We start from the raw sequence: 13595 nt of genomic DNA, 5'->3' as shown, positions 1-13595 counted from the left end.
CCTATTTCGGATTGCGCAAACGTGGGTTCGACATAATCGCCGCCACATCCGCTAAAATAATCAAGATTACATATGTGCCACAAAAGATCATTGCGCAGGCTTGGACCAGCGGCAGATCGCGGGTTTGCACCCCGTCAATCATCAGCTTGGCTAGCCCTGGATAAGCAAAGATCGTTTCAACGATCACCACGCCCGAAACCAGATAGGCAAGGTTCAGCGCGATCACGTTCACAATCGGCCCGATGGCGTTGAAAAATGCATGACGCAAAATGATGCGGCGGCGTTTGACACCCTTCAGGATCGCCATTTCGATATAAGGCGAATTCATCACGTTCAGGATGCCGGCGCGTGTCATCCGGATCATTTGCGCTGCCACTACAATGATCAGGGTAATCAGCGGCATTGCCATCCCCCGCATCGTTTGCCAAAGGCTGTCTTCGGGGGCTATGTGTGCAATCGCCGGTAGCCAGTGCAGTTTTACCGCAAAGATCAGAACCATAAAGGTTGCAATGAAAAATTCAGGCACTGAAATCAGGCTAAGGGTGCCGAATGTGAGTATCCGATCAATCCAGGTTCCGGGATACATTGCTGCCAGTAAACCAAGAGCAACCGATAACGGCACCGCAATGATCGCAACAATGCCCGCAAGGAACATGGTGTTTCCGAACCGTCCGCCAATCAGGCTTGCAATCGAAGCACCGCCTGCTTTTGAAGTTCCCAGATCGCCGCTAAACATTCCGCCGAGCCATGTCAGGTATTGCATATACAAAGGGGCGTCCAACCCGCGCTCGGCGCGATAGGCGGCCAGTGATTCCGGTGTTGCAGTTTGGCCGAGGACAATTTCTGCCACATCACCCGGCAGAATGGATGTGCCGACAAAAACTATTATCGACACTACCCAGAGGGTAACAAACCCGATGATAATACGTTGAATGACCATGCGTTGCATGAATGGTGCCTCCCCCTGGCGTTATTTTCTTGGTTCGCCTTGCTCATTAGATAGATTGGCAAGTTGTGTTCGCTGGCCCAAGTTTTCGGGCCAGCGATGTTTTTTGTGCGTCTAGTCCTAGACGTCTGTGCGCCATGCAAACTCTGGCCACTCGTAACCGCCGAGCGAACCCAGAGGCATCCGGCCGATGCCTTCGATCTTATCCGATTTGGCATCCAGATAGTTCCGGTGTGCCGGAATGATCATGCCGCTTTCGTTGCTGATCAGCGTCTGCATTTCGCAATACATCTCGTGCCGCAGTGCTGCATCGGTTGCTGCGCGTGATTGAACCAGCAGTTCACCCATCCGCTCATTCGCCCACAGGCTGTCATTCCATGGTGCATCCGGCGCAAACGCCAGATTCATCATGACGTTCGCCGTAGGACGCATGTTCCATGTGGTCACGTTCATCGGTGTTTTCATCCAAACAGCACCCCAGTAACCATCATTCGGCACTTTGTTGATGTTCAGTTTCAAACCGATTTTTTGTGCTTCACGCTGCATCAGCAGAACGATGTCGGTCATGCCTGGTGCAACTTCTGCCACCTGAATTTCGGCCTCGGTCACACCTGATTTTTCCAGATGGAATTTGGCTTTGTCCAGATCATGTTCGCGGATTGCCAGATCATCACAGAAGTCAGCACCATAAGCCACGTTGATCGGCTGGTCGTTACCGACTGTGCCCTGACCTTTCAGGATCGAACGCACGATTTTTTCGCGGCGCTGGATATATTTCATCGCCAAAACGAAATCGGGGTTATTGCCCGGTGCCGAGTTGCTCATCATGGCAATCGCCATATAAGCGCCCGATGCAACGGACCAGATACCAACACCGTCTGCCGCTTCAATCTGCGGGATCGCTTTTGGATCAAGTGCCTGCATCAGATCAATGTCACCTGATATCAGCGCGCTGGTGCGGGCCACTTTGTCAGTGATCGCAGTGATCTCCAACTCATCAGCATTCGCACCTTCACGCCAGTAATCCTCGTTACGAACGTGTAACGAACGAACACCTGGCTGGAATTCTTTCAGTTTGAAAGGGCCAGTTCCCATTGGGTTCTGGAAATCCGTTGTGCCGTCTTTGATGATCTTGAACTGCGATGTGCCCAGAATTTTGGGTAGGTCACCATTCGGTCCGGACATGACAGCCTTAACCGTGTGGTTATCAACCTTGACCCATTCCTCAACATCGGCAACCAGCGTTTTAGCGGTCGATGTCGACGCTTCACCATAGTGGCGGCCCATTGAATACATCACGTCATCAGCTGTCATCGGGCTGCCATCGTGGAACTTCACATCCTTGCGCAGCTTGAACGTCCATTCGGTGTTGTCAGTATTTGCAGAAAACTCTTCTGCCAGTTCAGGACGCATTGATGTGTCATCGTTGAACTGAACCAGACCGTTATAATGGGCGCGGTTACGTGAATAATCGATTGTCGATGTGTTCAGACCTGGGTCAAGCGTATCTGACGGGCCGTGAAGATCTGACGCGAATTTGATCAAGCCACCCTTTTTAGGCGTCGCAGCCAGCGCACTGGTTGCCGAAGAAACAATGGTTCCGGCTGCCGCAATCGTTGCGCCACCGGCCATCAGCCACCCCATCATCTGGCGACGTGTCGCACCGCGACTCAAACCAGCTTTGACCGTTTCTTGGTCCATCATGGATAAGCTGCTGATATCGCTTTGTTTATTACTTGAATCATTCATTGCTAAAGCTCCCTAGTTTTCTATAGCTACCCCAAAGTGTAAGGCTTGCGAGAGAAAGGGAAGTATAATAATACTTATATCTTATATAATCTGAAGGCATAACATGCTCCGTCGCAAATTACCGTCTACAAATTCGCTCTTTACCTTCGAGGTTGTCGCCCGATTGGGCAGCTTTTCTAGCGCTGCACGCGAGCTAAATGTGACACAACCTGCAGTTAGCCGTTCCATCAACAGCCTAGAGAACCATCTGGGTTATCCGCTGTTTGTGCGTCACGGTCGCTGGATTGATCTGACCCAAAACGGGGAACGCCTGTTTAGAACGACATCCACATCATTCAATGCAATAAACGAGACATTGCTAGAAATTAGCAAGCAACACGATAGCCACGAAAAGGTATCCATTTCGATGTCTACGGCGGCTGTGAATTTCTGGTTCATTCCACGCATGCAAAACTTCAGAATGAATTTCCCTGCTGTGAGCCTCGATTTTCGTATGTTTGAGAATGACGTGGATGCCCTAGCAAAAGACGCCGACCTTTGCATTCGGCTATCTGACCCGAAAGAGGGCAACACCCACCGCTGGCCATTCGCCGAGGAGCGTATTCTTGCCCTTTGCTCCTCGGAGTACTTGATGGAATACGGATCCTTTGACGAGCCTAAAAAAGGGCGGCTGCACACTGTGCTTGAAGCCCCGAACCAAAGATACACACTGGATGAATATGCGCACGCTACGGGGCGGTCGACCCTCAGTAGCCACCAGTCCATTATGTTTTCGGATTATTCCAGTATCATTCAGGCCGCCATTCAGGGGCAAGGGATTGCCCTTGGATGGGTGCCCGAGGTTTCACAAATGATCATCGAGGGCAGCCTGATTCCAGCCTGTACCCAAGTGGTAAAAACAGGGCGGCGGTATCATGTTTTGGCCTCTAATCTTACGCCAATGCGGCCCTTGGTAGAAGATATCCGTGACTGGCTGATTAAAGAAATGCGCAGCGATTTGACGGTAATGAATTCAGCATTACGCGTGCGGATGATAGATTTCGGTACTGCTGAATAGGGTCGCCAAGCAGTATATTGACAAACCTCGGCACCATTGTTAGTTATAATTCTATAACCAATTATTCTAACCGCCGGAGCCGATTATGTCTTCCCGAAATCCATATGGTCTCACCCTAAAGGTCGCCGTCGTTGTCGCCTTAGTGTTTGGCCTTGTTACAATTTACTCTGGCGGAATGGCACTGGCGGGCAAAAAGGAGGTCGGCAATGCAGTTCCCTTTGTCTTGTGGTTCAACTTTCTTGCCGGCTTTGCTTATGTTGCGGCCTCATTCGGCTTGGCAAAGATGCTCGGCTGGGGATTTAAGCTATCGATTGCCATCGCCATCGCCACCGCGCTGGTCTTTGCTGCTTTCGGGTTTGTTGTGATGCAAGGCGGCGCCTACGAAACGCGCACCGTTGGCGCGATGGTTATCCGGCTTGGCGTCTGGGTGGTAATATCCGCAATCGCCATGCGGGCCTATCGCCAACCTAATTCATAATTGGTGCCGCATGAGGGACTTGAACCCCCGACCCATTACTTACGAAGCAATTGCTCTACCAGCTGAGCTAATGCGGCATCGTGGTGTTGTTAGCTGGAATCTGTTGTTGGCAAAACCCTAAACTGCTGGTTTTTCTTCTCCGCCAAGGGCCACAACCTCGCCATCGGCCACGACTTCCGGCGCGACTGGTGTGGTCTCTTGCTCGGGCATGATTTCAACCTCGATTTCAGGCTCCACCTCTTCAATCTTGTCCTCTATCGCGCCAACGATCAGTGGCAGCATTTTGGTCGAGTCAGGCATCGCCACCTCGCCAACCGTGGGGACCACCCAGCTTAAGGCGTCAAACGTTTCGCAATTTTTACAGACCGGTGCCCATTCGCTGTGCACGCTGTGGCAGTTGTCACATACCCATTGCGGGCCACGCGATGCGGTTAATGCCTTGGTTAACCAACCGCGCACAACAGTATCTTCTGACCCTTCACCGCGCTCGATAGCCGCCATAATGGTCAATGATCGTGCTGTCGGGTCCGTTTCAACCAGATCGCCCAGCGCCTTGCGGGCTGTCGGGAAATCCTTGGCTGCGATATTCAGTTCAGCCAATAGCATTTTGGTTTCGGAATGTGCCGGTTTCATCTTTGTCAAAGCCTTGAACCGCTTCACTCGCGCCTCGGGTGTCTCATCCGGAGCAATTTCGGCAAAAACCGCGGCCAAGTCAGGATGCGGGTTGGTTTCCCACGCTTTTTTCACGATCCGGACAGCGTTACGCGGCTTACCAGATTCGATATACATCCGCGCCGCTATTGCCGCTGCTGGCACCAGATCAGGTGACAGGCGGTTTGCCTCGATTGCGGCCTCGCGTGCCTTAACGGTGTCCCCATCGATCAACATATCCCGCGCCTCGGACAGGGCCAAAACCGCATCACGTCGCCGGTGAACATCGCGCGGCAGATTGCCATGCCGCAACTTGGCACTCAGCGTTTTACGCGCCCCACCCCAATCCTCGCTGCTGGCCTGAAGTCGCAACAATGTGTCCTGCGTTTCCTCGTGTTTTGGTTTGATGGCGAAAGCCTTTTCAGCCAACAACAGCGCCGTGTCGGTATCGCCCGCCGCCAGCTTTTGCTTCATAATCCCGCGCACCCCGACAAACCGTGTTTTATCATCATGCAGCAGACGTTTATAAACTTCCTCGGCCTTTTTCTTATCGCCCGCCATTTCAGCCGCTTGTGCAGAAATCAGACTGGTCAGTTCCGGCCGTTTCAAATACCGCTCGGCTTTGGCCGCCTTGGCCATCGCCACGCGGCCTTCACCCGAGGCCAGCGCCAGCATCCCTTCGGACAACGCCTCATACCCGCGCTTCTCGCGGTTGCGGTCAAAGAACCTTGATATCGCCGTTTCATCCCCGTTCAGAAACTTGAACGTCGCCAGCAAAAGGCCCATCACCTTTAGCAACACCCAAACCGCAACCAGCAGCGCCACCGCCATGATCACCATCATCAACGGGCCAATGACATATTCCGTGTCGGCAACAGTCACCAGAATGCTTGACCCCGTTTCCATCAAATAACCCGCGCCAAAGGTCGCAGCAGCAATCGCAGCTACAAAAAGCAGTATTTTTATTAAGGACCAGAGCATCAATATTTCCTTAGTTACCGTTCAACCCATCAGCCAGCATGCGCACAGCATCCACGGCCTGCAATCGCACACCAGCGTCTATTACCCACGCAGACATTGCCGTTTGCCCCTCTTCGGGCAACGCACCAATCAAAGTTATCGCAGCAGCAATATCGCCATTTGCCAAGGCCGCCTCAGCCCGTGACAGCACCGCATCCGGGTCATCCCCTTCGCGTGGCTCCAGTGACCGTGCCCCGACCTGACTGCGAAAAAACGAACCCAGCTTGCCCATCGCGCCATCGCCTGTCGTTGCCTTGACCGAAGCACTTAATCCGGCACGCGCCGCTTCGGGATATCCCTCTTGCAACGCTACCAATGTCGGCACACCACCCTTGGCTGCTTCTGTAAAAACTGACGGAATTTCAACACCGGTCGTGGCCAAATTTGCCAGCGCCGCCTCGAATGCGTCGCCATTATCCAGCGCCGATTGTAACTGCGATACAGCAGCAGTCAACGCTGTTACCTTGGCTGTTTTCTCGGCCGCCTGTTCAGCAGTTGCAGCCTGTTGCGCCACACCTTTGATCCGCGCTGTGGCCTCGGCGGCCAGTTTTTCGATGTCGCTACGCTGTGTTTCCAGCAAATCTCGCATTGTGCGCAGCTCGCGCTCATACGCTGCCGCCGCTTCGCCGGTCATGCCACCCGCCTCGGCAATCGGGCGTTTTTCAAGCGCCGTCAGACGTGTTTCAAAATCTGCAATGTTGCTGGTCATACCACTTAGCGCATTTGCCAGTTCAGTATCTTTTTGCACGGTTGTCTCGGCCAACCCCGACACCTTGCCACTGAAATCGGTTTCCACGCCTTCAATTGCGCCGGATAAATCGCCAACGCTGGCTCTGACCTCGTCCAGCCTTGCTTCGTGCTCACCCAATGTCGCCTGAACCTGCACCAGGGTCTGCGCTTCGTCGGATGGCTGGTTGATGAAATAATATGTCGCCGCGCCGAAACCTACAACGCCCGATATCACACCGCCCAGAACCAGCGGCACAAAAGCGGATTTGCGAGCGTCCCCTTTAGGCGCATCTTTAGGCGCATCGACGGCTTCGGTCTTCTCCTCTGCGATTACGGCATCCGAAACCACTTCCTTGTCCTTGGCTTTGGCGGCTTTGCGGCCTGTCGGTTTTTTTGCTGTAGCCACGTTGAAACACCCCCTCGAATCGAATACCAATAACGCCACATTTTAGTAGCTGCACGAACAGACTACTCCGAGAATGCAGCACCCTCAAGCGGTCCTCATGTGTCTATTCGTCTCTTTATCGCTCGTAGCATTGCCCCAGCATCAGGTGTCTCAGCTATCATAATATCAATGTTTTCCGCCTGATTAGTGCCTAATATGGTCTCTTTCACCGCATTGCTAATCGCAACCACCTGCACGGATGCATTGATTTGTTGATTATGTTTGAAAAACAACTGCGCGGTTCTAGGGGAAAACAGGGGAAGAATCACCTCTTGTTTCCCTGCTAGTATCTCATGTGCCTTTTCGCTCAATGGAATCGGGACTTGGCGGTAGGCTACCACCTCGTCTATCTGCTTGCCCAAACGTCCGGCAATATCCCCGCGCGAATGTTCCCCGCGGACATGTAACAGTGCGCCTCCCACACCAGCGCCCTTGATCATCGCAACCAGATCATCTGCCGAGCCATTCGCCGAATACGCTCTTAAACCAACGGTACGGGCCGCCTGTGCCGTGCGCTCCCCCACACAATAGGCAGGCATGTCATGTTGTTGACCATATGCCCGTGCAAACGCCCGCACACCGTTTTCCGATGTAAAGATCAGCCCGCAATATTGTGCCAGCGACCCTCGCATCGGCAGCATCTCGATCTTTATCAGCGGTGACAGGATAATTTGCTGCTCCGCACCCAACATATCGCGGCACATTCGTGCAAACCTTTCGGCCTGCTCCTGAGGTCTGGTCAATAAGATCGTTGCGCGGTTTGTCGGCACATTTCACCTGTCGGGATTGTCTGGCACACCGCTTCGGTGTTACCTGCCTGTGACCATATTCGCAACCGGCAGGCCGATGACGCATACACTCACCATCCTTGGGCTGGAAAGCAGCTGTGACGATACCGCGGCGGCCGTGGTGCGCCACACAGTTGGCCAGCCCGCCAAAATCCTGTCCTCTGTTGTGGTTGGCCAGACCGATCTGCACGCAAGTTTCGGCGGTGTCGTTCCCGAAATTGCCGCCCGTGCGCATGCCGAAAAGATTGATCACTGTGTTGAGGCCGCACTGCAAAATGCGTCTCTAACCCTGCCCGATATTGATGCAATCGCTGTAACAGCTGGCCCTGGCCTGATTGGCGGTGTGATATCTGGCGTGATGTGCGCCAAAGGGTTATGCGCCGGATCCGACCTGCCATTGATCGGGGTTAACCACCTTGCGGGTCACGCCCTGACCCCGCGCCTAACAGATCAGTTGGAATTCCCCTATCTGATGCTTCTGGTTTCAGGCGGGCATTGCCAATTCCTGATCGCAAACGGCGTAGAAGATTTCACCCGTATTGGCGGCACCATTGATGATGCCCCGGGTGAAGCCTTTGACAAAACCGCCAAATTGCTTGGCCTTGCCCAACCCGGTGGCCCTGCCGTCGAGGCCGAGGCGCTTACCGGAAACCCGCAACGCTTCCCTCTACCGCGCCCTCTGCTGGACCGGCCCGATTGTGATATGTCTTTCTCCGGCCTTAAGACCGCCCTGCTGCGAACCCGCGACACGCTGGCTGCCGAACATGGCGGGCTACGGCGCAAGGACCGCGCCGATCTATGTGCTTCATTCCAGACTGCCGTCTCGGATGTATTAGCTGAGAAAACACGCCGCGCCTTACAACTGTATCTTGCCTTAAATCCCGACAACCCCACCTTGGCCGTTGCGGGCGGCGTTGCTGCCAATCAGCAACTTCGGGCAGCGTTAGAGAGTGTTTGTGTTGATAACAATGTCCAGTTCACCGCCCCACCGCTTAACCTCTGCACCGATAATGCTGCAATGATTGCGTGGGCTGGGTTGGAACGGTTTAGGTTGGGCCACAGGGATGATTTCACCCTGTCCGCCCGCCCACGTTGGCCGCTTGACCACAAAAGCCCCGCCATGCTGGGATCTGGGAAAAAGGGGGCCAAGGCATGAGCGTTTCAATTCTTGGCGCCGGTGCATTCGGCACCGCATTGGCCGTTTCACTGGCCCGCAATGGTCAACCCGTCACCCTATGGGCGCGTGATTCTGACCATGCCGTTGCAATGCAGCAAAGCAGGGAAAATACAAAACGGCTTGCTGGTTATCCTTTTCCCGACAGCATAATTGTGACCGGAGATATCAAGGCCGCCAGCAACTGCGAGACCCTGTTACTTGCCACACCCATGCAGCAGCTTGCTGATTTTGCCCAGCACAACGCGCATTTACTGAATGACCGGGCCCTTGTTGCCTGCTGCAAAGGCGTTGACCTTGCCACCGGCCTTGGCCCTGTTGCAACGCTTGCCCACGCCTGCCCAAACGCAACCTCCGCTATTCTGACCGGCCCCAGTTTCGCCCGTGACATCGCTACGGGACTGCCGACCGCCCTGACGTTGGCTTGCAAAAACGATCAAACCGGTGCCGCGCTGCAAACGCAATTATCCACTGAAAACCTACGCCTCTATCGCACTACTGACACCGTCGGCGCGGAATTGGGGGGTGCGTTGAAAAACGTGATTGCGATTGCCTGTGGCGCAACCATCGGCGCGGGCCTTGGTGAAAGCGCGCGCGCCGCCGTCATGACCCGCGGCTATGCCGAAATGCAGCGTCTGGCACAGGCATTGGGGGCACAACCTCAAACGCTATCGGGCCTGTCCGGCTTTGGCGATCTGACGCTGACTTGCACATCGGAACAGTCACGCAACTATTCATTCGGCCTTGCGCTGGGGCGCGGCGATACCTTTGATCCGGATATTACTGTCGAAGGGGCAAAAACCGCTTTAGCAGTCTCTAACTTAGCCAATAAACACCAAATAGACATGCCAATTACATATGTAATCGCCGCCGTTCTATTGCAAAACACCACAGTTCCAGAAGCGATGGAAGCCCTACTTTCCCGCCCTTTGAAAAAGGAATGACCATGCGTATTGTCCTGATTGCCATCGACAAACCAGACGCCTTGCAAACCCGTCTGGATAATCGTGACGCCCACCTTGCCTATGTCGCAGAAAGCGGGTGTGTTGAACTGGCCGGCCCATTTCTAAACGAGGACGGGCAGATGTGCGGGTCAATGTTAATCCTTGCCCTCGACACTATGGCGGACGCCAAGAAATGGGCCAAAAATGACCCCTATGCACAGGCCGATTTGTTTGAGAGTATTACCCTGCGGGAATGGAAAAAGGTGATCGGCTGATGGCATATTGGTTATTCAAGTCCGAAGTCTCGACCTGGAGCTGGGAAGATCAGCAGGCCAAAGGTGACGCGGGCGAAGAATGGGACGGGGTGCGCAATTATCAGGCGCGTAATTTTATGCGTGTCATGGAAATAGGCGATCTGGGTTTTTTCTATTTGTCGCAAAAGGAAAAATGCGTGGTTGGCATTATCGAGGTTATAAAACTGGCACACCCCGATAGCACTACAGATGACGACCGCTGGGAATGTGTAGATATCAAAGCGGTTCAATCGCTAAAATCCCCCGTTACCCTGCAAATGTGCAAAGACGATCCGCGGCTGGCCGACATGGTTTTGGTCAACAACTCTCGGCTGTCTGTGCAGCCCGTAACGAACGCGGAATGGGACGTGGTTTGTAAGCTCGGCGGTCTTTAACGATACTGTCGAAAACTGGACGTTTGCCAATTGCCCATATTCATGTATCCTAATTTATTAAAGGGAACAGGGTTTTTGGAGAATTATCATGGGTTTCATCCGTAATCTTTTGGCTTTGCTGGGCATAGCGGCCATAGGTGTCATGGTCTGGGTCGGGCCATCCATATATAAATACAAAGTCGCGTTTGACGGATTCGACGACAAAGCGTTCGAGACCTACAAAGGTATGATGGACCGGCTGGTCGATACCGGTAACGGGGCCGCTGCGACTGTTTGGAGCGCCAAAGTTGCCGAGGGTTTGACCTTTGAAGAAGTAGATGAATCTATCAAACAAGTCGCTATTGATCGCAACATCAGAGGTGTTGGTGAACTGCCATTGGGCGACCAGGTCGCCGCAATGAACGGCAAACCGTGGCGCAAACTGAACATCTATCTGTATTGCAACCCGCTGACCGCCGCCAAGATGATCGAACATGATCTTGCCTATGCGGCCTATCTTCCTTGCCGCGTATCGCTGGTCGAAGACGAAACCGGTCAGTTGTGGATTTATACGCTCGACATGGACATGATGATTTACGGCGGCAAAACCTTGCCACCGGAATTGTTGAAAGAAGCACTTGAGGTCAAAGACATCATGCAAGATATCCTGACACGCGCCGCAGAAGGTGATTTCTGATTTAGGATAGGCAAAAAATTGGAGGGCTCCGACCCCCCGGAACCCTCCATCACCCCACGTGCTCCCTTAGCACCACACGTGAATATAAATAGGTTCCGGCCATCCTAGCCCGATACAGATGACACTATGTCAGCAAGTGATTCTAGGCAAACAGCAAGTGTGGATAAAAAAGCTCAAATTCAACGGGTTCAAGTATACACCCCACCAAACAAAAACGCCCGCCAAAAATGACGGGCGCCTCAATTCGTAATTGTATTGGAAATTAGCCGTAAACGGATTCTTTGCCGAAATGTTTGGTCAACATATAGTAGACTACAGCACGATATTTGCTGCGCTCGGAACGGCCATATGTGTCCAGCACAGAATTGATCGCATCCATCAACTGTGGACCATCAGCAAGGCCAAGTTTCTTGATCAGGAAATTGTTTTTTACTGTTTCAATCTCGTCCGGCTGCGTGGCAGCGACGGTTGATGCATCAGCATTATAAATCGCGGGGCCACAACCAATTGTAACTTTTGTCAGCAGGGCCATGTCAGGTGACATGCCGCATTTGTTTTTTAGATCATCGGCATACTGCGCGATTAGGTCATCTCTTTTACCCATAAGGTTTTACTCCCACCAGAATTTTCGAAGCTGTGCTTCGCTTAAAAGGCCCAACATGGACCAACGCATGCAAGTTATCGCTAATTGTGCCAAAAACAAAGGAATTTTCTTTGGGCTGGCATTTATATGCTGTTCAAAAGAAGATTGCCGCCCGACGTTATGCGGGACGGCAATCTATATATATATTTTCTTGAATGTTTACAGTGTGTTAGTAACGATAATGCTCTGGTTTATAAGGGCCGCCGACTGGCACACCAATATAATCAGCCTGTTCTTTGTCCATCACCGATAGTTTCACCCCGATCCGGTCCAGATGCAGGCGGGCAACTTTTTCGTCCAGATGTTTGGGCAGGATGTATACATCGTTTTTGTATTCATCGCCTTTGGTCCACAATTCGATCTGCGCTAGCGTCTGGTTGGTGAACGACGCCGACATCACAAACGATGGGTGACCTGTCGCATTGCCAAGGTTCAACAACCGGCCCTCGGACAGCAGAATGATGCGTGCGCCCGAAGGCATTTCGATCATATCCACCTGTTCCTTGATGTTGGTCCATTTGTGGTTCTTCAGGCTAGCCACCTGAATTTCATTGTCAAAGTGGCCGATATTACCAACGATCGCCATGTCCTTCATCGCGCGCATATGCTCGATACGAATCACATCTTTGTTGCCGGTAGTGGTGATAAAGATGTCAGCAGAATCTACCACATCTTCCAGAATTACCACCTCGAACCCGTCCATCGCGGCCTGAAGCGCGCAGATAGGGTCAACCTCGGTCACCTTCACGCGGGCACCGGCACCGGACAGCGACGCAGCCGACCCTTTACCAACATCACCATAACCGCAAACCACGGCAACCTTGCCAGCCATCATAGTGTCGGTGGCGCGACGAATGCCATCAACCAGCGATTCTTTACAGCCGTATTTATTGTCGAACTTCGACTTGGTCACAGAATCATTCACGTTGATCGCAGGGAACGGCAGTTGGCCTTGTTTTACCAGTTCATACAGACGATGCACGCCTGTTGTTGTTTCCTCGGAAACGCCTTTGATCGCGTCGCGCTGTTTGGTGAACCAACCGGGGCTGGATGCCATACGCTTTTTGATCTGCGCATAAATGGCGGTCTCTTCCTCGGACTGCGGGTTTTCCAGCAATTCGACCTCGCCAGCCTCGGCGCGTGCGCCCAGCAGGATGTACAGCGTGGCGTCGCCACCATCGTCCAGAATCAGGTTACATGTGCCTTCTTCAAACAAGAAGATGCGGTCCTGATAATCCCAATGCTCAACCAGCGATTGGCCCTTGATGGCAAAAACCGGAATGTCGGCAGCGGCAATCACGGCAGCAGCATGATCCTGCGTGGAAAAGATATTACATGACGCCCAGCGCACCTCGGCACCCAGCACCACCAGTGTTTCAATCAAACAGGCGGTTTGAATGGTCATATGCAGGCTGCCGGCAATCCGCGCACCCTTTAGCGGCTTGCTGTCACCATATTCCTCGCGCAGCGCGATCAGGCCCGGCATTTCGGTTTCTGCGATATCCAGCTCTTTGCGGCCATAATCGGCCAGCGAGATGTCTTTTACGATATAATCAGTTGTCATTGCGTTGCTTCCTTGCGCTACTCGTCTTGGTTAGGGGGCAGAT

The 13595-nt window shown here is 53.0% G+C and carries 14 protein-coding genes and 1 tRNA gene; 7 read left to right on the top strand and 8 right to left on the bottom strand.

The annotated features are described in order from the left end of the window. Window position 1: 1 nt before the first annotated feature. Both ACWB12_RS09550 and ACWB12_RS09545 read right to left on the bottom strand, forming a co-directional pair. A complete protein-coding gene (locus ACWB12_RS09550) occupies window positions 2-949 on the bottom strand; it encodes an ABC transporter permease (protein ID WP_479529847.1) in 948 nt (315 codons plus the stop codon). A 117-nt stretch (window positions 950-1066) separates the two neighbouring features. Then, window positions 1067-2650: an ABC transporter substrate-binding protein gene (locus ACWB12_RS09545; RefSeq protein WP_479529846.1), complete on the bottom strand. Its 1584-nt coding sequence runs from the start codon at window positions 2648-2650 to the stop codon at window positions 1067-1069. Window positions 2651-2798: 148 nt separating this feature from the next. On the opposite strand from ACWB12_RS09545, the gene ACWB12_RS09540 reads away from it, so the two are divergent. Both ACWB12_RS09540 and ACWB12_RS09535 read left to right on the top strand, forming a co-directional pair. Continuing rightward, on the top strand, window positions 2799-3752 hold the full coding sequence (locus ACWB12_RS09540; RefSeq protein WP_479529845.1) for a LysR family transcriptional regulator: 954 nt from the start codon (window positions 2799-2801) through the stop codon (window positions 3750-3752). Between the two features lie 175 nt (window positions 3753-3927). Then, window positions 3928-4230, top strand: a complete 303-nt coding sequence (locus ACWB12_RS09535) for a hypothetical protein (protein ID WP_479529844.1) — start codon at window positions 3928-3930, stop codon at window positions 4228-4230. A 1-nt stretch (window position 4231) separates the two neighbouring features. On the opposite strand, the gene ACWB12_RS09530 is transcribed toward ACWB12_RS09535, so the two are convergent. The 4 genes from ACWB12_RS09530 to ACWB12_RS09515 all read right to left on the bottom strand — a co-directional run bounded on the left by ACWB12_RS09530 (window position 4232) and on the right by ACWB12_RS09515 (window position 7767). Continuing rightward, window positions 4232-4307, bottom strand: a tRNA-Thr gene (locus ACWB12_RS09530). Window positions 4308-4347: 40 nt separating this feature from the next. Then, window positions 4348-5862: a heme biosynthesis HemY N-terminal domain-containing protein gene (locus ACWB12_RS09525; RefSeq protein WP_479529843.1), complete on the bottom strand. Its 1515-nt coding sequence runs from the start codon at window positions 5860-5862 to the stop codon at window positions 4348-4350. A 10-nt stretch (window positions 5863-5872) separates the two neighbouring features. Then, window positions 5873-7036, bottom strand: coding sequence for a COG4223 family protein (locus ACWB12_RS09520; RefSeq protein ID WP_479529842.1), 1164 nt, complete (start codon window positions 7034-7036; stop codon window positions 5873-5875). Window positions 7037-7131: 95 nt separating this feature from the next. Continuing rightward, window positions 7132-7767, bottom strand: coding sequence for a uroporphyrinogen-III synthase (locus ACWB12_RS09515; protein ID WP_479529841.1), 636 nt, complete (start codon window positions 7765-7767; stop codon window positions 7132-7134). 154 nt (window positions 7768-7921) lie between these two features. On the opposite strand from ACWB12_RS09515, the gene tsaD reads away from it, so the two are divergent. From tsaD to ACWB12_RS09490, 5 genes are all read left to right on the top strand, one after another. Then, complete coding sequence (gene tsaD / locus ACWB12_RS09510; RefSeq protein WP_479529840.1) at window positions 7922-9019, top strand: tRNA (adenosine(37)-N6)-threonylcarbamoyltransferase complex transferase subunit TsaD; 1098 nt, start codon at window positions 7922-7924, stop codon at window positions 9017-9019. Further along, window positions 9016-9981, top strand: a complete 966-nt coding sequence (locus ACWB12_RS09505) for an NAD(P)H-dependent glycerol-3-phosphate dehydrogenase (protein WP_479529839.1) — start codon at window positions 9016-9018, stop codon at window positions 9979-9981. The genes tsaD and ACWB12_RS09505 overlap by 4 nt, the downstream gene beginning before the upstream one ends. A 2-nt stretch (window positions 9982-9983) precedes the next feature. Then, window positions 9984-10256, top strand: a complete 273-nt coding sequence (locus tag ACWB12_RS09500) for a YciI family protein (RefSeq protein ID WP_479529838.1) — start codon at window positions 9984-9986, stop codon at window positions 10254-10256. Beyond that, window positions 10256-10669, top strand: a complete 414-nt coding sequence (locus ACWB12_RS09495; protein ID WP_479529837.1) for an EVE domain-containing protein — start codon at window positions 10256-10258, stop codon at window positions 10667-10669. Before ACWB12_RS09500 ends, ACWB12_RS09495 begins: the two co-directional genes overlap by 1 nt. A gap of 88 nt (window positions 10670-10757) precedes the next feature. After that, the gene (locus ACWB12_RS09490; protein ID WP_479529836.1) at window positions 10758-11345 is read left to right on the top strand and encodes a DUF302 domain-containing protein; all 588 of its coding nucleotides are present in this window, start codon (window positions 10758-10760) and stop codon (window positions 11343-11345) included. Window positions 11346-11607: 262 nt separating this feature from the next. On the opposite strand, the gene ACWB12_RS09485 is transcribed toward ACWB12_RS09490, so the two are convergent. Both ACWB12_RS09485 and ahcY read right to left on the bottom strand, forming a co-directional pair. Further along, window positions 11608-11949 (bottom strand): DUF2853 family protein, encoded by a 342-nt coding sequence (locus ACWB12_RS09485; RefSeq protein ID WP_479529835.1) that lies wholly within the window; start codon window positions 11947-11949, stop codon window positions 11608-11610. Window positions 11950-12157: 208 nt separating this feature from the next. After that, the gene (gene ahcY, locus ACWB12_RS09480) at window positions 12158-13552 is read right to left on the bottom strand and encodes an adenosylhomocysteinase (protein ID WP_479529834.1); all 1395 of its coding nucleotides are present in this window, start codon (window positions 13550-13552) and stop codon (window positions 12158-12160) included. Window positions 13553-13595: the final 43 nt, after the last annotated feature.

This window comes from Profundibacter sp., from assembly GCF_056498605.1.
The sequence above is the reverse complement of the archived record's forward strand: the minus strand, read 5'-3'. Positions and strand labels throughout refer to the sequence as shown.